This is a genomic window from Klebsiella sp. 1SOBk10mer (assembly GCF_046602535.1).
Taxonomy (GTDB): domain Bacteria; phylum Pseudomonadota; class Gammaproteobacteria; order Enterobacterales; family Enterobacteriaceae; genus Klebsiella; species Klebsiella quasipneumoniae.
Window position 1 is genome coordinate 784,165 of the sequence record NZ_JBKIUP010000002.1, and the last position, 19,757, is coordinate 803,921.

General features: G+C 54.1%; 15 protein-coding genes, 1 tRNA gene and 1 pseudogene. 13 read left to right on the forward strand and 4 right to left on the reverse strand.

Annotated features, from left to right (window positions below):
- Positions 1–368: 368 nt before the first annotated feature.
- Both ACLH1I_RS09505 and ACLH1I_RS09510 read right to left on the reverse strand, forming a co-directional pair.
- Positions 369–1,034: an HAD family hydrolase gene (locus ACLH1I_RS09505; protein ID WP_049002969.1), complete on the reverse strand. Its 666-nt coding sequence runs from the start codon at positions 1,032–1,034 to the stop codon at positions 369–371.
- A 95-nt stretch (positions 1,035–1,129) separates the two neighbouring features.
- Positions 1,130–1,999: a DMT family transporter gene (locus ACLH1I_RS09510; protein WP_060656922.1), complete on the reverse strand. Its 870-nt coding sequence runs from the start codon at positions 1,997–1,999 to the stop codon at positions 1,130–1,132.
- Between the two features lie 411 nt (positions 2,000–2,410).
- On the opposite strand from ACLH1I_RS09510, the gene ACLH1I_RS09515 reads away from it, so the two are divergent.
- Positions 2,411–2,977: a C40 family peptidase gene (locus tag ACLH1I_RS09515; RefSeq protein ID WP_032426068.1), complete on the forward strand. Its 567-nt coding sequence runs from the start codon at positions 2,411–2,413 to the stop codon at positions 2,975–2,977.
- A gap of 44 nt (positions 2,978–3,021) precedes the next feature.
- Here ACLH1I_RS09515 and phoE read toward each other — a convergent pair whose 3' ends face one another.
- Positions 3,022–4,074 (reverse strand): phosphoporin PhoE, encoded by a 1,053-nt coding sequence (phoE, locus tag ACLH1I_RS09520; RefSeq protein ID WP_004204700.1) that lies wholly within the window; start codon positions 4,072–4,074, stop codon positions 3,022–3,024.
- A gap of 289 nt (positions 4,075–4,363) precedes the next feature.
- Here phoE and proB point away from each other — a divergent pair, with 289 nt between their 5' ends.
- From proB to ACLH1I_RS09555, 7 genes and pseudogenes are all read left to right on the forward strand, one after another.
- Positions 4,364–5,467, forward strand: a complete 1,104-nt coding sequence (proB, locus tag ACLH1I_RS09525; RefSeq protein ID WP_008805306.1) for a glutamate 5-kinase — start codon at positions 4,364–4,366, stop codon at positions 5,465–5,467.
- A 10-nt stretch (positions 5,468–5,477) separates the two neighbouring features.
- On the forward strand, positions 5,478–6,731 hold the full coding sequence (gene proA, locus ACLH1I_RS09530; RefSeq protein WP_004147253.1) for a glutamate-5-semialdehyde dehydrogenase: 1,254 nt from the start codon (positions 5,478–5,480) through the stop codon (positions 6,729–6,731).
- Positions 6,732–6,844: 113 nt separating this feature from the next.
- A tRNA-Thr gene (locus ACLH1I_RS09535) sits at positions 6,845–6,920 on the forward strand.
- A gap of 166 nt (positions 6,921–7,086) precedes the next feature.
- Positions 7,087–7,349: pseudogene (locus ACLH1I_RS09540) on the forward strand (Arm DNA-binding domain-containing protein); the annotation flags it as partial.
- Positions 7,350–7,849: 500 nt separating this feature from the next.
- Complete coding sequence (locus tag ACLH1I_RS09545; RefSeq protein ID WP_064150628.1) at positions 7,850–8,938, forward strand: hypothetical protein; 1,089 nt, start codon at positions 7,850–7,852, stop codon at positions 8,936–8,938.
- Positions 8,922–9,488, forward strand: coding sequence for a hypothetical protein (locus ACLH1I_RS09550; RefSeq protein WP_048981064.1), 567 nt, complete (start codon positions 8,922–8,924; stop codon positions 9,486–9,488). Before ACLH1I_RS09545 ends, ACLH1I_RS09550 begins: the two co-directional genes overlap by 17 nt.
- Before the next feature lie 114 nt (positions 9,489–9,602).
- Positions 9,603–10,694, forward strand: a complete 1,092-nt coding sequence (locus ACLH1I_RS09555) for a hypothetical protein (protein ID WP_074186541.1) — start codon at positions 9,603–9,605, stop codon at positions 10,692–10,694.
- A 473-nt stretch (positions 10,695–11,167) separates the two neighbouring features.
- Here the strand turns inward: ACLH1I_RS09555 and ACLH1I_RS09560 are convergent, their stop codons facing one another.
- Positions 11,168–13,933 (reverse strand): LuxR C-terminal-related transcriptional regulator, encoded by a 2,766-nt coding sequence (locus ACLH1I_RS09560; RefSeq protein WP_151628456.1) that lies wholly within the window; start codon positions 13,931–13,933, stop codon positions 11,168–11,170.
- Between the two features lie 254 nt (positions 13,934–14,187).
- Here ACLH1I_RS09560 and ACLH1I_RS09565 point away from each other — a divergent pair, with 254 nt between their 5' ends.
- From ACLH1I_RS09565 to ACLH1I_RS09585, 5 genes are all read left to right on the forward strand, one after another.
- A complete protein-coding gene (locus tag ACLH1I_RS09565; protein ID WP_151628455.1) occupies positions 14,188–15,147 on the forward strand; it encodes a thiamine pyrophosphate-dependent dehydrogenase E1 component subunit alpha in 960 nt (319 codons plus the stop codon).
- Between the two features lie 11 nt (positions 15,148–15,158).
- Positions 15,159–16,178, forward strand: a complete 1,020-nt coding sequence (locus tag ACLH1I_RS09570) for an alpha-ketoacid dehydrogenase subunit beta (protein WP_017901010.1) — start codon at positions 15,159–15,161, stop codon at positions 16,176–16,178.
- A gap of 3 nt (positions 16,179–16,181) precedes the next feature.
- Entirely contained in the window at positions 16,182–17,717 is a 1,536-nt protein-coding gene (locus ACLH1I_RS09575; RefSeq protein ID WP_151628454.1) for a 2-oxo acid dehydrogenase subunit E2, read from the forward strand.
- Positions 17,707–19,104, forward strand: coding sequence for a dihydrolipoyl dehydrogenase (lpdA, locus tag ACLH1I_RS09580; protein WP_151628453.1), 1,398 nt, complete (start codon positions 17,707–17,709; stop codon positions 19,102–19,104). Before ACLH1I_RS09575 ends, lpdA begins: the two co-directional genes overlap by 11 nt.
- Positions 19,105–19,280: 176 nt before the next feature.
- Complete coding sequence (locus ACLH1I_RS09585; RefSeq protein WP_004204679.1) at positions 19,281–19,532, forward strand: zinc ribbon domain-containing protein; 252 nt, start codon at positions 19,281–19,283, stop codon at positions 19,530–19,532.
- Positions 19,533–19,757 lie beyond the last annotated feature (225 nt).

Here is a 19,757-nt window from a genome sequence, read left to right on the forward strand (position 1 = left end):
TGGCCGGAGCCCGGAGGTACAGGGGGCGGCGGCGACTGGCCGCCCCCTGTGCGCTCCAGGCACCATGAGTGACATAGCGCAGAAAAAATATGGGGAGCGCAATCTGCCCGGAAAAAGCCCAGGAGTGGTAGCCCTGCTAAACGCAGGGCGAGCAGGGACATTTCCGGTTGCGCCGATATTCCGCCGGGTGGCGGCTGCGCCTTACCCGGCCTACAGGGCCCTCTCACAGGCTCACACCCCGTAGGCCCGCGCAAGCGCAGCGCCGCCGGGCAATGACCGCCGGCACGGAGCCGCCTGTATGCCGAATGGCGGCACACGCCTTATCCGGTCTGGAACGACTGAACCCGAAGAAACATTTATCCGCTCCGCTATTCCAGCCGCCAGCTCAGCACCGGCCAGCCGTATCCGGCACCCGCCGCCTGCAGCTGCGGACAGGGATTGACCAGCCGCACGCGATCCGCATGCAGGCACAGCGGCAGATCGTTAATGGAATCGGTATAGAACGTCACCTCGCCGTCATACTGCGGATGCGCCTCGCGCCACTGCGCCAGACGCGCCACCTTCCCCTGCTGATAGCTGGGGATCCCGGCAATGACCCCGCTGTAGCCGCCGTCGACCATCGCCACGTCAATGCCCAGCGCCTGATCGATCTCCAGCGCGGCGGCCACCGCCTGCACCAGCAGGCTAACCGAGGCGGAGATAATCAGCATCTGCTCCCCCTCGGCCCGCAGACGACGAATGAGCTCCCACGCCTGCGGATAGACCCGGGGCAGGATCGCCTCGCGGACGCAGCGGGCCACCAGCGCATCAACGTCCGATTTCGGTATTCCGGCCAGCGGCGCCTGGATCAGGGCCACATAATCGGCGATATTCATCTCTCCCCGGTCATAATCCGCCATCAGCTGCGCCTCGCGGGCAAGATACCCCTTCTGCGTCGCCAGCCCTTCGCGAACCATAAACTGGCTCCAGACCGTACTGCTATCGCCCTGTATCAGGGTGTTATCGAGATCAAAAATCGTCAGCGTGTTGCCCATGGTACTTTCCCTTACTGGTCAAAATAAGCTGCCGGGAGCATGCGTAAAAAAGATGACAGGAAAATGAACCGGACGCCGCAGCGCCCGGCTCGTCGTCAGCCGGCGCGGACCTTGCCGGTGCGGAACACCAATACGATCCCGCCGACGATCGCCACCATACCGACCATCGCCGCCGCCGGCAGCCGGTTGCCCAGCAGCAGATAATCCAGCAGCGCCGTGATCGCCGGCACCAGATAAAAGAGGCTGGTGACATTGACGATATTTCCCGCGCTCAGCAGACGATACAGCAGCAGCTGGGCGACCACCGAAATCAGCAGCCCGAGAAACAGCACCGGAATAATCAACCCGACGTTAACGGTAAACCGGAAGCCGCTGACCGGGGCGATCAACAGGCACAGCCCCAGACTCACGGCGTACTGCAGCGGCAGGACATCCGCCGGCGACTGACGGCTGCGCTTTTGCCACAGCGCGCCAAAAGTCATCAGCAGCAAAGCCGCCAGCGCAAACAGGATCCCCGCCATCGCCATGGGCGACGCCGCCAGGCTGCGCCATACCAGCAGCACCAGCCCCGCCAGGGCAAGCAGCAGCCCCAGCAGCCGCCGCCCCTGCAGGCGGCGCTCCACCACGCAAAGCGTGAGGATGGGCTGGATCCCCATCATGGTGGCGATAAGTCCCGGCGTCACGCCGTTGGCCATCGCCTCGAAGTAACAGACCGAATAGCCGCCAATCAGCATCAGGCCGGTGGCCGCGGTCTGCAGGCGGGTGCCCGGTGCGGGCAGCCAGCGCCGACGGACGATGGCCAGCGGCGCCAGCGCGACCAGGGCAATCAGAAAACGAAAGACCAGCAGCGCCATCGGCGAGGCATTGTCCAGTCCCCAGCGGGTGAAAATGGCCGCGCTGCCCCACAGCAGCACAAAAATGGCCGTTGTCGCCTGCGAGGCGAGCAGAGAATAGCGAACGTGCATAGCATGCTCCCGAACGTCAAACACAAGGTATCAAGCGTCATACCGGCAGGTAAGCGCCTGGAAAGACGGCGTTAAGCGCCGAAAACAACCCGGTCTGGAGGGGGAGGCGGTGGGCAGAGCGTGGCGAAGCAATGATGAGGCGCAGACGTCATCCACCCCGCGTCGAAAGCGGCGCCGGGTAAAGTCTCGGTGGCGATGGCGTTATGCGTCATGGAATGCCTCGTGAGATGTTGATGACAGAATCCTGGCACAGACTGTTGCGAAGTGACAACTGCCCTTTATGGCTGATCCATCCCATCGTTGTTTATTTTTAATCGTAAATAAACGTAAAGGCGGCATCAGCTTATTTAGCCGTTCTTTTTAATCGGCTATAAAACAAAGCAGTCTGCTTGCTACTTCGAAAATAACGATATGAAGCCAAAACTGAAGCATGCTCTCTTGTTAATTCCTTTTTTGCTGTTGGCAGGATGCTCCTCCTCACCGAAACAGGCAAAACATACAAAATCTCATGCGGATATGACCATTGACGGTGGATCGGACGATCTGATCCCGGTGGTGGCGGCTCTGCATGATCAGATGCACACCTGGCAGGGAACCCCCTATGAATGGGGCGGTACTGAACAAAGCGGCGTCGACTGCTCGGGTTTCGTCTGGCGCACGCTGAAGGATCGCTTTAACCTGCCGATGGAGCGGATCACCACCCGCGAGCTACTGCACATGGGCGTGCGGGTCGATAAGCGTGATTTACGCCCCGGCGATCTGGTCTTCTTCCGCACTCGGGCTGGGATGCACGTCGGCTTTTACGATACCGATCATAATTTCCTTCACGCCTCGAGCAGCCAGGGCGTGATGCGCTCTTCGCTGGACAACCCTTACTGGGAATCCGCGTTCTATCAGGCGCGCCGTCTGCCGAAGGAGTATAACGCGCAGATCACCATGAACAGCGACACCCTACATCTGGCAAAGAATCGCCGCTAAAAAAAAGCCGCAGCCAGGGCTGCGGCAGGTGGTTCTGCGGTTAATCAGAACTGGTAGGTCATGCCCAGCGCGACGATGTCGTCATCGTTGATGCCGAGTTTGTTATCGCTTTTCAGCTGGTTGATTTTGTAATCCACGAAGGCGTTCATGTTTTTGTTGAAGTAGTAGGTCAGGCCCACGTCAATGTAGTTAACCAGATCTTCGCTCCCCACCCCTTCGATATCCTTCCCTTTCGACAGCACATAGCCGAGGGACGGACGCAGACCGAAGTCGAACTGATACTGGGCCACCGCTTCAAAGTTCTGCGCTTTGTTGGCAAAGCCGCCGCTGATCGGGGTCATCTTGCGGGTTTCAGAGTACATGGTCGCCAGGTAGATATTGTTGGCGTCATATTTCAGGCCGGTCGCCCAGGCTTCCGCTTTCGAACCCTGGCCGCGGGCCAGCAAGTTCTGATCGTTGGTACGGTCGGAGCTGGTGTAGGCTGCGCTGACGGCGAAGTCGCTGCCGCCGAAATCATAGCTTAACGAGGTGCCGACGCCGTCGCCGTTCTGTTTCTTCGCTTCACGGCCTTCGTTTTTACCCTGGTACTGCAGGGTCAGATCCAGGCCATCCACCAGACCGAAGAAGTCGGTGTTGCGGTAGGTCGCCAGGCCGCTGGCGCGCTTGGTCATAAAGTTATCGGTCTGAGCGGATGAGTCGCCGCCGAATTCCGGGAACATATCGGTCCAGGCTTCCACGTCGTACAGGGCGCCAAGGTTACGGCCGTAGTCGAAAGAACCGTAGTTCTTCAGCTTCACCCCAGCGAACGCCAGACGAGTCTTCTGGCTCGAGTCGCTCTCGGTTTTGTTACCCGAGAATTCAGATTCCCAACGGCCATAGCCGGTCAGGTCTTCGTTAATCTGCGTTTCGCCTTTAATACCGAAACGCACGTAAGTCTGATCGCCATCTTTGCTGTCATAATCGCTGAAGTAGTGCATGGCTTTGATCTTGCCGTACACATCCAGCTTGTTCGCGTTCTTATTATAAACTTCCGCTGCCTGCGTCGCCGTTGAAGCCACAAAGCCCATCATCATTAATGCCAGAGTACTCTTTTTCATTATTCAGTCCTGGTGATTTATTTATACGCGCTATTCAATTGCGGGCGCTTGCCCATCAAAAACTGGAGGTTTTTTAACGCCGGAAGATTAAATATTTATGACAAGATGGAACTTTTTATAAAAAAGGGTATTTAAATGTATCTGACATATTTTTGTCACATTCCCTCTCCATAATGCCCGATCCCGCGCAATAAAATGGCGCGCCCGCCGCCCCGGGTGTTGGCAAGCGGGCCGACTCCTGCTACAACATCAGCTCGATATCGATATTCCTTTTGAACGGCAGAGAATCATGAGTGAAAGCCAGACGCTGGTGGTAAAACTGGGCACCAGTGTTTTAACAGGCGGGTCCCGTCGCCTGAACCGCGCCCATATCGTCGAGCTCGTGCGCCAGTGCGCACAGCTGCACGCCATGGGACACCGTATTGTCATCGTGACCTCCGGGGCCATTGCCGCCGGGCGCGAGCACCTTGGTTACCCGGAACTGCCCGCCACCATCGCCTCCAAGCAGCTGCTGGCGGCGGTGGGACAAAGCCGTCTGATCCAGCTGTGGGAACAGCTGTTTTCTATCTATGGCATTCACGTTGGCCAGATGCTGCTGACCCGCGCCGACATGGAAGACAGAGAACGGTTCCTCAACGCCCGCGACACCCTGCGCGCCCTGCTGGATAACAGCATCGTCCCGGTCATTAACGAAAACGACGCCGTCGCCACCGCGGAAATCAAAGTGGGCGATAACGACAATCTCTCCGCGCTGGCCGCGATCCTCGCCGGGGCGGATAAGCTGCTGCTGTTAACCGACCAGCCTGGCCTGTTCACCGCCGACCCGCGCAGCAACCCGCAGGCGGAGCTGATTAAAGACGTCTACGGCATCGACGACGCGCTGCGCGCCATCGCCGGCGACAGCGTCTCCGGACTCGGCACCGGCGGCATGGGCACCAAGCTGCAGGCCGCGGACGTCGCCTGCCGCGCGGGAATTGATACCATCATCGCCGCCGGCAACCGCCCGGACGTCATCGGCCACGCGATGGAAGGCCTGCCGGTAGGCACCTGCTTCCACGCCCAGGAGTCTCCGCTGGAGAACCGTAAGCGCTGGATCTTCGGCGCGCCGCCGGCCGGTGAACTGACCGTCGATGCGGGCGCGACCCAGGCGATCCTCGAAAGAGGCAGCTCGCTGTTGCCAAAAGGCATCAAAATCGTCAGCGGCAACTTCTCCCGCGGCGAAGTGATCCGCATCCGCAATAGCGAAGGACGCGACATCGCTCACGGCGTCAGCCGCTACAACAGCGATGCGCTGCGCCTTATCGCCGGCCAGCACTCGCAGCAAATCGATGCCATTCTGGGCTACGAATACGGCCCGGTGGCCGTCCACCGCGATGATATGATCATCCGTTAAGGAGCTGAAAATGCTGGAACAAATGGGCATTGCCGCCAAAGCGGCCTCCTGGCAGCTGGCGTTACTCTCCAGCCGGGAAAAGAACCAGGTGCTGGAAAAGATCGCCGATTATCTGGAAGCGCAGACCGACGATATTCTGCGCGCTAACGCGGAAGATTTAGCCGAAGCTCGCGCCAATGGTCTGAGCGAAGCGATGCTTGATCGCCTCGCGCTGACCCCGGCGCGTCTGAGCGGCATCGCCAGCGATGTGCGCCAGGTGTGCAATCTGGCCGACCCGGTCGGCCAGGTGATCGACGGCGGGCTGCTGGACAGCGGTCTGCGTATTGAACGTCGCCGCGTCCCGCTGGGGGTGATCGGCGTCATTTATGAAGCGCGTCCCAACGTGACGGTCGACGTCGCCTCCCTGTGCCTGAAAACCGGCAACGCGGCGATCCTGCGCGGCGGGAAAGAGACCTGGCGCACCAACGCCGCCACGGTGAAAGTGATCCAGCAGGCGCTGCAGGAGTGCGGTCTGCCGGCCGCCGCGGTACAGGCCATTGAGAGCCCGGATCGCGCGCTGGTGGGCGAAATGCTGAAGATGGATAAATACATCGATATGCTGATCCCCCGCGGCGGCGCGGGCCTGCACAAGCTGTGCCGCGAGCAATCCACGATCCCGGTGATCACCGGCGGGATTGGCGTGTGCCATATCTTCGTTGATGAAACCGCCGAGATCGCCCCCGCGCTGAAGATCATCGTCAACGCCAAGACCCAGCGGCCGAGCACCTGCAATACCGTTGAAACGCTGCTGGTGCACCGCAACATCGCCGACACCTTCCTGCCGGCGTTAAGCAAGCAGATGGCCGAGAGCGGCGTCACCCTGCACGCCGCCCCTTCCGCGCTCCCCGCGCTGCAAAACGGCCCTGCGAAGGTCGAGCCGGTGAAGGCGGAGCAGTATGACGACGAATATCTGTCGCTGGATCTGAACGTCAAAGTGGTGGCTGATATGGATGAGGCTATCGCCCATATCCGCGAGCATGGTACCCAGCACTCCGACGCCATCCTGACCCGCACCCTGCGTAACGCCAACCGCTTTATCAATGAAGTGGACTCTTCCGCGGTATATGTGAACGCCTCCACGCGCTTCACCGACGGCGGCCAGTTCGGCCTCGGCGCGGAAGTGGCGGTCAGCACCCAGAAGCTGCACGCCCGCGGCCCGATGGGGCTGGAAGCGTTAACCACCTATAAGTGGATTGGTTTCGGCGACGATACCATTCGTGCGTAAATGAGAGCGGGCGATGCAAAAATAGGCAGTTGATTCCACTGGCTATTGACGCATCGCCCGCTAAGTTCTAACCTTTTGCCTCGTGATTCACGCTCGTGAACACCTCTTGCAGGGCCGATATAGCTCAGTTGGTAGAGCAGCGCATTCGTAATGCGAAGGTCGTAGGTTCGACTCCTATTATCGGCACCATTCTAACGTCTCCCCAAGGCTACTAAAGCTCACTGAATCCCCTCATAATCTGCGTTTTACCACCCCTTTTATTATTTCTACGTCTACTAAAGTTCCCTAAAATCTACATTCGTTTGAGGGGCTTATGGGGGTGTTTGCTGTTCGGCCTAAAGGAGTTCCCACGCAATTGAAACTTAACGCCCGGCAGGTAGACGCCGGCAAGCCTAAAAGAAGTCTTACAAGCTGGCTGATGGTGGTGGTCTGTATCTCCTGCTCAAACCTGATGATGGCAAATACTGGCGGCTCAAGTATCGTGTAGCCGGCAAAGAGAAGCTATTAACGCTGGGTGTGTATCCTGAAGTCACATTAGCCGATACACAGGCAAAACGTGAAGAGGCCAAAAGGGGTATCGCAGGGGATATCGATCGTATGGAAGCAAAACGGGAAGAGAATTAAGGGCGCTCTGCCTGCTGGACGGCGAAAAACTGTAAACCCCCAGCACCTCAAACTTGACACTTTTTCGCGAGAAACAGGTAAAAGTATCAACCCAACCTAACGGATCCTGACGCCCACGAACAGCTGTTGCAGCGGAAGTGTAAAAGGCTGGCGTTGAGATTTGTTGAGCCCGGCGGTTTGCTTTTGTTAGTCCTGATGCGAAGCAAGGCAGGTGTCAGCCTGTTATGGTTTGTTATGTCTTACTAGGGAAAACTAGGGTAAAGCGTCAACCGCTATCACATTAGAAAACTTCAGGTTCAGCTCGTTGGATGTATCTGCAAAACTTGTCACTCACCGGCACCGCCAGCGGGGATTTTTGGCTGTAGGCGCTCTAAGTTACAGTTGCTTCCTTAAGTTGCTATCGTTGTAACGTTTATAAGGATTAATAGCTCTAGAAAGGTTGTGATTTTCCATGTTTGTAGTAACTTCTTTAGAAAAAAACAAGGATTTTCTCAATGTCTCAAAAAATTACAGCAATCAAAGAGCCGGTGGTTGAGTACAAGGACAAAACTCTTCATTATCGTATTGCAAAAGTCATCGGCGAGAATGTGGATCAAACCTTACAAGAGATGATTGCGGTTGCTCTGAATCGTCTTTCTGCGGTTAAAGACCGTTACCAGACTGTAAGTGTTGACAGCCATGATGGCGAAGATGGTGATGTTCAACAGGCAAGGCAATTTTTGAATAATAAAATAGAGAGATGGAGTATATTATTCAATGAATTAGTTCGCTATAGTGATGGCGCAAATAAAAATATTATAACTATTGATGAAAGCGCTTCTTTCTTATCAATAGACCAAATAGCGCCGCCGGTTTCTGTAGATGGTAAAAGACGTGAATTTCTTGATTCAATAATGCACATGGCATTTCTTAGAAACCATGTGGTGGTAATTCAGTCACCAGTTCTAAGAACTCGAGAGTTGGAAAAATACATTACGTGGTTATTAAAAAAAGCAGGGGTAATTACCCAAGGTTCTGTAATGCTCAATGCTGAGTTACCAAAGCAGCAAAGAGACAAAATAATGAATAATAATACCAAGAAGGTTAGAATCGGTACGCCTTTGGTAGATACGCTTAGTAATATGCCTATTGAGAACGCAAGAGAAACGATAACATCAGAAGCAATAAAAACAAATCATGTTAAAGTAACTCCGAAGGGGTTGGGGCTGGATATCATTAAAGTTCTTTTTACTGATAGAGAGCGCGAAAACTATGGGCTTACAGATGATGTCTTCTCAGGTGATGCTATTGATAAAGGTAATATTAACGTTTCGGTGGAAATAAGCTATAATTACAAAGCCAAAAAAACCTCCCAAGCAATAATTAATAATATCAGCCAAGCATTAAGACATAGCCATCCAGATGATGTTGAATTAACACTTGATAAGGTGGGAAAAATCAAAGGTGATAGTTTAGTTATTTCTAAGAAAATTAAACTTAAGTTTATTAATGGAATAGCAGATCCAGAAGAGATGTATATGAAGATTAGAGAATGGTTAGTTGAACAAATCCGGTTAGGCGAATTAGATGCTGAAGCTGAATAATGTTTTCAGGTTTATACTGACCATAATAATCTTTTCAGGCTCATTTTATTATTTTTCTGAGCCTGAAAGGATAAATAACTTAAGTGGTTGGTTACATTTGATTATAGGCGGGGGAGTTTTGACACCTTTGGTTACCTACGCTTGGAGTCTAAAGTCAAAATTTGAAAAGCTTCTTGAAAGTGAAGGGTTGAATTCGGTTCAAACTGACAGGTTAAGTAGAAGTATTTCAGTCTTTATAAGAAAGATTGGATATTGGATGCTATTTTACGTTTTTAGTGCTGGAGTTATTTTTCTACTTCAGGTGTTTAAGGATGATGTTGAATATGCAAGATACTTAGCATCACTGACGATAGCATTGTTATTCATAGCAGTATTATCATTTATTTCCTTACGTGATTTTGATATATCACTTTCTGAGTTGAAAGCTGCAATAATCATAAGACGAAAGAAAAATGCAGAGAAAGAAGCTTTACTCAAGCTGCTGAATGCTGATGATAAATTCAGTGACAAAGAAAAGGAATATTTTAATCATTATAACAAGGATGAATAGCGTAAGTGACGTTAGTTAGCATTTTGTTTTTTATATTAAGTGATATTAGATTGGACGAGTAATTATGTATCGTTATCTTTTATCAGAAATTAAATTTTTTACAAGGCCAAATTAATGACTATTCGATCACTTAAAGGAGAAGTGCTTGAGCTTTCACCGGAAGTTAGAGGTCTGCTTGATAATGGAATGGATTTTTTAAAAAAGGCTCAGACCGAATTCGCAACGTCTCCAACACATTCTATTGTTAGTTTTTGGACGGCTGTAGAATTGTTACTCAAAGTTCCGCTTGCACATGAACATTGGTCGCTTGTTTGTAGCGGAAAAAAAATCATACGTTCGAAATATCTTACTGGTGATTTCCAGTCAATAACTTTTTCAGAGACATGTGACCGGTTGAGGGATGTTCTCGAGAAACCTCTACATACTTCCACTGTGTCATCATTTGATATAATTAGGCAGCATAGAAATCGAGTTGTTCATTTTTATCACGATGCATTAAATGACCAAGCCAAGGAGAAGCTACTGATTGAGCAGGCTGATGCTTGGTTCGCCCTGAATCGGTTGATGCGTGAAGATTGGAAATCTCTCTTTGAAGGAGCATTGGGTCATTATCTTGCAAGTCAAGAAACTCAATTACTCATAAATAACAGTTATTATGCAGATATTAAATTTCAGCAGGTTAAGAAAATATTAGAGGAACATGTCAGTAAGGGCGGTCGAGTTATTGAATGTCATTTATGCAAGAAAGTTGCTGTACCTCTTAAAACCACGTTTGAATTTGAAGAGTATTCGTTTAAGTCATCTTCCTGTCTTGTATGTAGTACTACACAGGACGGATTGGTTGAATTTTCATGCCCTGCATGCGATGAAAATCAAATACTGAAGGCTTGGGAAGAATCGGACTTTGAATGTAGTAAGTGCCAACATACCGCTTCTCGTTATGAGCTTTTTGATACGAGTAGTTTTTCACCGGATGAATATTGCACTTTATCTGTCCCTGCAGGATGTTCAGAGTGTGAGCAGAACGATACTGTCTGTGAGTTCGGAGAAAAATACCTATGCACTTACTGTTTTGGAATTTTCGAAAATGTCGAGCAGTGTGAATATTGTTCTTATCACAGTACTAGTGTTGATGAGTTTAGCGGAATGACTGGCTGTAGTTTCTGCGATGGCCACCGAGAAACCTGGCCTGAAGACGATGACTGATTTTCACTAAGTTATTACTTTGACAATCAACATCTACGGGAGCACTAGCTCGCAAGTGGCCTAATGGCCGTTGCTCATCTTTTTCGATTCTTCAACTTTGAAAGTTGCTATTGGAATTTAATCTTAGAAGCATGTTTGTGGGTACTTTTGGGGGTATCTTAAAAATAAAACGCCAATAAGCACTTTAAATTCATGTGGTTGTGGTGTGAGTATGATTCCTATTATCGCACCACCTCAATCAAAACGTTACAGACAACACTCCCCAAAAGCCTCTCTGGGATGACTTTCCCCTGGCGTCGCCTCCTTAAAACCAATGTTCATATCGCTGAGCCAGGGCATCAAAACAGCCATCACCGTTCAGAGATAGCGCCCCATGGACTTACAAGTACCACGATTATCCATAGCTCATAGCCCCGTTAAGAAAGTGGCTCGTCTTAATAATATTTTGTATCCAGCCCCCCCTGTTCAAACCGTTAATCCAGTAATTTCATCTCCAGCGCCCGACTCATCGCTTGAGTGCGGCTATTCACTTTAAGCTTCGCGTAGATGTTTTTGATATGCCATTTGACCGTCTCGGCAGAAATAGCGAGGGAGCGAGCGATTTCTTTGTTCATCTGACCTTCAGCGATCAGCTGTAATATCTGAAACTCTCGCTCGCTGAGCTCCCCAGGAATATCGGGGCTTCCACTATTAAACGGTGTTCTGTCTGCAGGCCAGCGCTTGTCTGCCCAGGGTTCCTGCACTCCCCTTTCCTCTGTCCAAGCCGAAGAGGATTCATTCATACCGGCAAGCAAAGGTTGCAAGGTATCGCCAGCGTCAAGAAAGAGGCCCTTGAGATGCTGTTGTTCAGCCAGCTGCACGACTGGCTGAAATGTCGTGCGCGCAGCGGCAGTTTTGCCGCTGTTCCACAAGGCTAATGACCAGAGCGTACGCAGACGCGCTGCGGTTAACCTGTCCCCCCGGCTTTCCTGATCGGAGACCATCTCAGCCAGTAGAATGCAGGCTTGCGGCGCCAGGCCTCTGGCGAGAAGAAGCCGGCTGCGGCTAAGGGATGCAGACATAACGATAGCGCGTTGGCAGGGATGTTCGGCATCCATTCTGAAGCTGGCGGACATTTGTTCAAGCTGTCGCTGCAGTTGCTCTGCGCCTGTGAAATTGCCGCCCTGCAGTCGCACCCTCACCTGCTCGGCTAACATCATGGCCTGGAGCCGTTGCCAGCCGCGAGACACCGCAAGACGCTGCGCATGCTCCAGCAATCGCTCGGCCTCATACGGCATATCGCCATCCAGAGCCTGACGCGCGAGATAGGTATAGCAACGACTCAGCGCGTCGGGTGGACTGAATCGGTCGATGAATTCGAGCCGATCGGCTAACAGATGCTCGGGCGAGTCCCCCCTCTGACATTCATAGGCTATCTCCGCCAGCAGCGGCGCCAGCGTCGCGCCACTGGTCGACTGGGTACCGGTATAACATTCAGCCTGGCGCAACGTTTTCTCTGCATACCACCCGGCTTTTCCCAGATCGCCCTGACAAAGATGGCACTGGGCAATGATAAACGCGCGATAAACCGAGACAAACAGATTATCTAAAGGACTTTCCGGAGAGGGCATATGCTGTTGAACCTCCAGCGCGTCGTGATAGCGCTGGTTAACAACATGGCAATAGCTGAGAATATTGCATATCAGACCATCAACCCAGGTGTCGCCGCAGGGCACTTCGGCCAGCAACGGCTGAACAATAGCCAGACTCTCCGGGATGTTTTCCGCAAAGGCTTCGCAAATTGCCCGCACAACGCGCAATTTACACCAGGTGCTGCGAGTTAAATCCTCACGATGATGAAGTACCATCTGATCGAGGTTATCAAGCAGCTGCCTCGACTCATCAAAGTGGAAATAATGCGCCAGTGCCCAGGCCAGGTTAATTTGCAGGTCAATGCGCGAAGGATCGGTGCTGGGCGGTAAATGATGCATCCATGAGATCAGGGTATCGATATCCCCTTCTTCCGCCAGTGACTGAGCGCTTGCGCCATCCTGCACGGGGCTATGCACCGGCTTGCCTGCGCTGAGCGCATGGCGTACCGCCTCAGACCACAGCTTCTGTTCGACGAACCAATGACTGGCTAATTCATGTAGCTGTTTGCGATCAATAGCGTTGTTCTGCTGCAGCATGGCCCGAAGATTTTCCTGCAACAGAGGATGGTAGCGAAACCAGTAGCCCTGTTCGTCAAGGGCTGACAAAAAAAGGTTGTGTCGCTCAATCCATGCCAGCATCGCTTGACTGTCATCACGTCCAGTCACTGCATTGCATAGTTCGGCATTTAACCGGCTGAGGAAGGACGTTTTTACCAGGAAATCGAGAACCTCTTCCGGTAGCGGGTCCAGTACCACCTCTTTCAGATAGCGGGCAATGGACCGTGTTCCTCCATGCATATTGCGCAACAGATGCTCGGGATCATGCTGTAATTCTGCCGACAATGAAGCGATCTTCATCCCTGCAATCCAGCCCTCTGTCACGGACTGTAGCCGCTGTGCATGGTGGTTGCTGAGGGGTAGCGCAACCGTACGGCTAAAATAGTGTTTTGTTTCTTCGAGCGTGAATTGCAGGTCTCGATCATAGATCTCCACCAGTTGGTCCTGGGCCTGCAGCTGGCTCAGCGCAAGATTCGGGTGGAAACGGCTGCCAATGATCAGATGCAAGGCGGCAGGCGCATGCTTGATTAAATACCCCAGGGCTTCATAGACCCCACGATCGTTAATCACGTGGAAGTCGTCGATAATCAGGTACACGTCATGCGGGCAGTAGTGTAGCTGGTTAATGAGCCCGGCCAGCAGTTGCTCGGAGCTGGAGAGCTTCTGTTCTTCCATGTCACGCCAGAAATCGGCGTCCCAGTCAGCATAGAGTGGACGCAATGCTTGCAGCAGATAAGGAATAAACTGCCATACGTCATCATCATCCTCATCGAGGCTCAGCCAGGCGATACGTTCGCCCTGGGCGACCATCTGCTGATGCCATTGCGCCAACAGCGTGGTTTTGCCAAATCCAGCGCCGGCGCAGACGACGCCCAGCCGGCACTGCTGAACGGGACTGAGAAGCTGAAGCAGCCGGGGGCGCTCCAGCAATTGTATCGAGGAGCGAGGCGGGACGAATTTGGTCAGGATTAGCGGCAAGCCTCGCGTCAGCCGCAATGGCCCGGAGACCAGTGAGGGTGATTGGCGACTTTCTAAATCCGATGGCTTCATCCGTGGTTATCTACTCGCTTTGTTTTTTTTCAATTGTACGCCAGCCCCCGGGATGACATGGGACAGCCAAACTTTATTACTACACAAAATTTAGAAAGTTTGACCTCAAGCATGAAAACCCCCACCTACCCCCCCATGAAGGTGGCTTCGCACTCCCTTTAACCGCTCGTAGATTCATTGCATGGGTGTGGCCAGGGTTATCCGCCCTGTCTGTTGGCCCCGCCTGGGTGACCTTTATTGAGGAGAATTAAACGATGCTCAGCAAACAGGCGTTATTGCAGGCTTACCGCAAGATGCGGGAGATCAGGACCTTTGAAGAGCGGTTGCATCAGGAAAATACCAGCGGTGATATTCCGGGCTTCATTCACCTTTACACCGGCGAGGAAGCCATCGCGGTGGGGGTCTGCGAAAATTTAACGAGCGCAGATTTCATTGGTTCAACACACCGTGGACATGGCCACTGTATTGCTAAAGGTTGTGACATTCACGGCATGATGGCCGAAATATTCGGTAAGGACAGCGGGTTATGTCGCGGTAAGGGCGGGTCGATGCACATTGCCGATCTGTCGAAAGGAATGCTGGGAGCGAACGCTATCGTTGGGGGAGCCCCTCCCCTGGCCATCGGCGCCGCGCTAACGGCAAAGACGCTAAAAACCGGCAACGTCGGTGTCTCTTTTACGGGCGATGGGGGTTCTAATCAGGGCCTGGTCTTTGAAGCCATCAATATGGCCGTCGTGCTCCAGCTTCCGGCCGTCTTTATTTTCGAAAACAACGGTTACGGCGAAGGGACCGGTCATGACTACGCCGTGGGTGGGCGTGATATCGCCCGACGCGCCGCTGGCTTCGGCCTGCCGGCAGTGACCGTTGATGGCACCGATTTCTTTGCCGTTTATGAGGCCACTTCAGAGGCGGTCAAACGTGCGCGAGAAGGCGGTGGCCCAAGCGTCATTGAGGCCAAAGCCTTCCGCTGGCACGGTCATTTTGAGGGGGATCCCGCGCTATACCGCGCGGAAGGTGAAGTGCAACGCCTGCGTGAACAACATGATCCGCTGAAGATTTTCACCGCTAAGGTCAAACAGCATATCACCCCGGAAGAACTAACGGCGATTGACGAGGAAGTAGAAGCCCTTGTCAACGATGCGGTATTGAAGGCCCGCGCCGCTGCCTATCCGGCTCCGGAAAACCTGCTGACAGACGTGTACGTCTCATACTGAGGGTGATAACTATGGCGATTAAAACCTATCGTGAAGCGGTCAAGGAAGCCCTGGCCCAGGAAATGGAACGCGATGAACGCGTGGTGCTCATCGGTGAAGATTTGCGTGGCGGTCATGGCGGAAATGCGCCCGAAGAGGCGAAGATAGAAGCCTTTGGCGGTGTGCTCGGCGTCACTAAAGGGCTGTGGACGCAGTTCGGCTCCGATCGGGTGATCGATACGCCCATTACCGAGTCGGCCATCATCGGTATGGCGGCGGGCGCCGCAGCGACGGGTCTGCGGCCGGTCGCGGAATTGATGTTCATGGATTTTTTTGGCGTGAGTCACGATGCGCTGTACAACCAGGCGGCTAAGTTCCGCTACATGTTTGGTGGCAAAGCCAGAGCCCCGCTGGTGATGCGAGGGATGATCGGCGCGGGGTTTTCCGCCGCGGCCCAGCATTCACAGTCACCCTATAATATCTTTGCCACCACCCCAGGGCTGAAGGTGGTGGTGCCCTCGACGCCTTATGACGTCAAGGGTCTGTTAATCCAGTCCATTCGCGACGACGACCCGGTGGTATTCTGCGAGCATAAAATGCTGTACGACCTCAAGGGCGAGGTACCGGACGAGAGCTATACCATCCCGCTAGGTGTAGCCAACTATACCCGCGAAGGAGAGGACGTCACCATCATTGCGCTGTCGGCAATGGTGCATAAAGCCAACCAGGTGGCGGACAAGCTGGCCAAAGAGGGGATCTCGGTCGAGGTGGTCGACCCGCGAACCATTTCGCCGCTGGATGAGGAAGGGATTCTGGAATCGGTGGCTTCCACGGGGCGGGTCGTGATTGTCGACGAATCCGCGGCACGCTTCGGTTTTGCTCATGATGTCGCGGCGCTGATTGCGTCCCAGGCATTCCATTTCCTCAAAGCGCCCGTTCTGCTGGTGACGCCGCCACACACGCCGGTCCCGTTCTCCCCTGCTCTCGAAAAACTCTGGATCCCTGGCGTAGAACGTATCGAAGCCGCCGTTCGTCAAGTGCTGGAGGATTAACCGATGAGCGAAATCAAGACGCTTGAAATGCCAAAGTGGGGGCTTTCCATGGAGGAAGGCTTGCTCGCTCGGTGGGCAATCCAGGAGGGTGACAGCTTCACCCCAGGGCAGGAAATCTGTGAGATTGAAACCAGTAAAATCGTTAATGTGCTGGAGGCACCCTTTGCTGGTACGTTACGTCGGATAATCGCCCGCGAGGGTGAGACGCTTCAGGTAGGCGCCGTGCTGGCCCTGGCGGCTGACGCGTCGGTCAGCGATGCTGAACTGGACGAATTTGCTGCCAGCCTGGCTTCGGCGAAACCCGCAGCCCCTGGCCCGGAGTCTGCCGCGCCGGGCGTAGCGGCACAGGCAGGCGCTAAGCCAGCTTCCGTTGTTTCCCCGCCATCCAACAGCCCCGAGCCCCTTGTTGGGCAGACCGATATCCCCGTCAGTCTGCAAGGCGTGACCGATGTGACTCAGGTTAATGCCACGCCCCATGCGTTAAGACTGTCTGCCCGCTGGGGTGTCGACCTGAAAAAAGTCCGCGGCAGCGGGCGCGGGGATCGTATCTCTGTTTCTGATCTGGAAAGCGCGATCGTTGCCGCCGGCGGTCGTCTGGCCTCTCCGACGCCTCCCGTTCGTCGCAGCAAAGCGCCCCGCTCGCATGCCGATGATAGCCAGGTATCGGCCACCCCGCTGGCGCGCCGTCTGGCCGGCAAACTGGGTATCAACTTACATGACTGCCGAAGCAGCGGTTCACGCGGTCGAGTGAGTCGCGATGATGTGCTGGCCGCAGCGTTGTTACTCGACGAGCAACCGCAGACCAGCCCTGTGCAGGAGAGTGCCCCGGCACCCTTTGAGAGCATCCCGATGTCCGGTATGCGGCGGGCTATCGCTTCTCGCCTGCAAACGTCCAAGCAACAGTCTCCCCACTTCCGTTTGAACGTCGATCTCGATCTGGAACGACTGTTAGCGTTACGTCAGGACATTAACCGCGAAGTACCCGGCGTCAAGATTTCGGTTAATGACCTGTTGGTGAAGGCCTGCGCCCTGGCTTTGGTGGCCGTGCCTGACGTCAACATCCAGTTTGATGAAGCGACACAAAGTATCCGCCGCTTTGCGGATGCCGACATTTCGGTGGCCGTTGCGCTGCCTGCCGGGCTAATTACCCCTATTGTTCGCTCGGCGAACCGGAAATCGATTAGCGACATATCGAACGAAATTCACTCGCTGGTGACCAGAGCCAAAGCGGGCACGCTGAAGCCGGAAGAGTTCCAGGGCGGGACCTTTAGCGTGTCAAATCTGGGAATGCTCGGCGTCCGGCAGTTTGACGCCATCATCAATCCACCGCAAAGCGCAATCCTCGCCATTGGCGCCGGCGAGCTCCGGGCGGTAGTAAGCGACGGGCAAATCGTCGCGCGCCAGCAAATGACGGTATCGCTATCCTGCGATCACCGGGTCATCGATGGCGCGGCAGGTGCGGCTTTTCTCCGGGAACTCAAGCGACTGATTGAAATCCCGACCTTGATGTTTATCCAGGAGACGAGCTATGCACGATAAATACGATGTGCTGATCATCGGCGGTGGTCCTGGGGGATACGTTGCCGCCATCCGTGCCGGTCAGCTAGGGCTTCGTACCGCATTAGTGGAAAAACAGCATCTGGGCGGCATCTGCCTGAACTGGGGATGCATTCCAACCAAGGCGCTGCTGCATGGCGCTGAGGTTGCGCACACTATCACCCATGCCAGTCAGCTGGGCATCAGCGTGGGCGAGGTGAACGTCGATCTGCAAAAACTGGTGCAATTTAGCCGTACCGTATCGCAACAGCTCACCGCAGGGGTTGCGTACCTGTTGAAGAAAAATGGCGTGCAGGTCATTGATGGCACCGCGCGGCTGCGCGGCAAGGGGCAAATCACGGTCGAGGATGCACGCGGTGAAGCGCGCGATTACCGGGCCGATCACGTGATCCTGGCAACCGGCGCCCGGCCACGCGCATTACCAGGCATCACGCCAGATGGCGAATATATCTGGACCTATTTCGAGGCGCTGCGGCCTAAGCTATTACCCAAATCGCTCTTAATCATCGGTTCAGGGGCGATTGGCGTCGAGTTCGCCAGCCTTTATAACGATCTGGGCTGTAAAGTGACGCTGGTCGAGCTAGCTTCGCAGATTTTGCCAGTGGAAGATGCCGAGGTGTCTGCAGCAGTGCGTAAGTCATTCGAAAAACGCGGTATTCAGGTCCATACCCAGACCCTGGTGACGCAAGTACAGCTCACCGATACCGGGGTGCGCTGCACACTGAAAAACACCGGCGGCGAATATTCCCAGGATGTCGAACGTGTGCTGCTGGCGGTCGGCGTACAGCCGAATATTGAAGATCTGGGGCTGGAAGCGCTGGGCGTTGAGTTAGACCGCGGTTTTATCAAGACGGACGCGGCTTGTCGCACTAACGTATTCGGGCTTTATGCCATCGGCGATGTAGCCGGCCCGCCGTGTCTGGCGCACAAGGCCAGCCACGAAGGCGTGATCTGCGTTGAGACACTGGCCGGTGTCGAAGGCGCCCATCCGCTTGATCGCGACTATGTGCCCGGTTGCACTTATGCCCGGCCTCAGGTTGCCAGTCTGGGCCTGACGGAATCGACGGCCCTGGCCAGGGGACGGCCCGTCAGGATCGGTAAGTTCTCTTATCAGAGCAATGGTAAGGCGCTGGCCAGCGGCGAGACAGAGGGTTTTGTGAAGACGATTTTCGATGCTGAAACCGGCGAGTTGCTGGGCGCGCATATGGTTGGCGCACAGGTCACGGAACAGATCCAGGGCTTTGGCATCGCCCGTCACCTGGAGGCCACAGACGAAAGTCTCCTGTCGATGATCTTTGCGCATCCGACACTTTCCGAAGCGATGCATGAATCCATACTCGCGGCCTGCGATCAACCGTTGCATCAATAAAAAATAAGGGAGGCGATAGCTGTGCGATACGGAGTAAGTTCCCGTTATCCCTCCCGCACTCCCCGGCAGAAGATCCCCAACAACGGTTACGGCAGGATCTATTGATCTGAAACGCTAAGCGCCATGCGTAAATTCTGTATGTTTAGTAGACAACCAAACGACAGGAGGGGCGATCTATGACACAGCACGAAAGTTTTTGCCAGGCCTGCGGAATGCCGATGTCCGCACCTGATGCGCAAGGGGCCAGCGATAAATATTGCGCGTATTGCAGCGACAGCGACGGTAATCTGAAATCCTGGGAAGAGGCCGTATCCGGTCTGGCGGCTTTTCTCGACTCCTGGCAAAAGGTGGGCGTAGCGGAATCACGGAAACGGGCAAAACGTTATCTGACGGCGATGCCTGCCTGGGCGCACAAAGCGGACGAGTAATTTGCCCGGGCGGCAGGATGAAATCAGTAAGGACAGATCGCCATGCCGACAACATTGCTATAGCGTTTTTGTACGCCATCCGGACAGGAATAAATGCGCGTTGTAGATGACGACCTGCAGGCATAGGCATGCATGGATGCGATCTTCATGCGGATGAAATAAACGCCTGGCGTTCTCACCCTTGACCGGATGCGTTATTGCCTGGTTTTTAAAGGTTCTGTTTCT

What these genes read in the sequence shown, in the direction of transcription:
- ACLH1I_RS09505 (WP_049002969.1), bottom strand. Translation starts at nt 1,034, where the DNA reads ATGGGCAACACGCTGACGATTTTTGATCTCGATAACACCCTGATACAG.
- ACLH1I_RS09510 (WP_060656922.1), bottom strand. Translation starts at nt 1,999, where the DNA reads ATGCACGTTCGCTATTCTCTGCTCGCCTCGCAGGCGACAACGGCCATT.
- ACLH1I_RS09515 (WP_032426068.1), top strand. Translation starts at nt 2,411, where the DNA reads ATGAAGCCAAAACTGAAGCATGCTCTCTTGTTAATTCCTTTTTTGCTG.
- phoE (WP_004204700.1), bottom strand. Translation starts at nt 4,074, where the DNA reads ATGAAAAAGAGTACTCTGGCATTAATGATGATGGGCTTTGTGGCTTCA.
- proB (WP_008805306.1), top strand. Translation starts at nt 4,364, where the DNA reads ATGAGTGAAAGCCAGACGCTGGTGGTAAAACTGGGCACCAGTGTTTTA.
- proA (WP_004147253.1), top strand. Translation starts at nt 5,478, where the DNA reads ATGCTGGAACAAATGGGCATTGCCGCCAAAGCGGCCTCCTGGCAGCTG.
- ACLH1I_RS09545 (WP_064150628.1), top strand. Translation starts at nt 7,850, where the DNA reads ATGTCTCAAAAAATTACAGCAATCAAAGAGCCGGTGGTTGAGTACAAG.
- ACLH1I_RS09550 (WP_048981064.1), top strand. Translation starts at nt 8,922, where the DNA reads ATGCTGAAGCTGAATAATGTTTTCAGGTTTATACTGACCATAATAATC.
- ACLH1I_RS09555 (WP_074186541.1), top strand. Translation starts at nt 9,603, where the DNA reads ATGACTATTCGATCACTTAAAGGAGAAGTGCTTGAGCTTTCACCGGAA.
- ACLH1I_RS09560 (WP_151628456.1), bottom strand. Translation starts at nt 13,933, where the DNA reads ATGAAGCCATCGGATTTAGAAAGTCGCCAATCACCCTCACTGGTCTCC.
- ACLH1I_RS09565 (WP_151628455.1), top strand. Translation starts at nt 14,188, where the DNA reads ATGCTCAGCAAACAGGCGTTATTGCAGGCTTACCGCAAGATGCGGGAG.
- ACLH1I_RS09570 (WP_017901010.1), top strand. Translation starts at nt 15,159, where the DNA reads ATGGCGATTAAAACCTATCGTGAAGCGGTCAAGGAAGCCCTGGCCCAG.
- ACLH1I_RS09575 (WP_151628454.1), top strand. Translation starts at nt 16,182, where the DNA reads ATGAGCGAAATCAAGACGCTTGAAATGCCAAAGTGGGGGCTTTCCATG.
- lpdA (WP_151628453.1), top strand. Translation starts at nt 17,707, where the DNA reads ATGCACGATAAATACGATGTGCTGATCATCGGCGGTGGTCCTGGGGGA.
- ACLH1I_RS09585 (WP_004204679.1), top strand. Translation starts at nt 19,281, where the DNA reads ATGACACAGCACGAAAGTTTTTGCCAGGCCTGCGGAATGCCGATGTCC.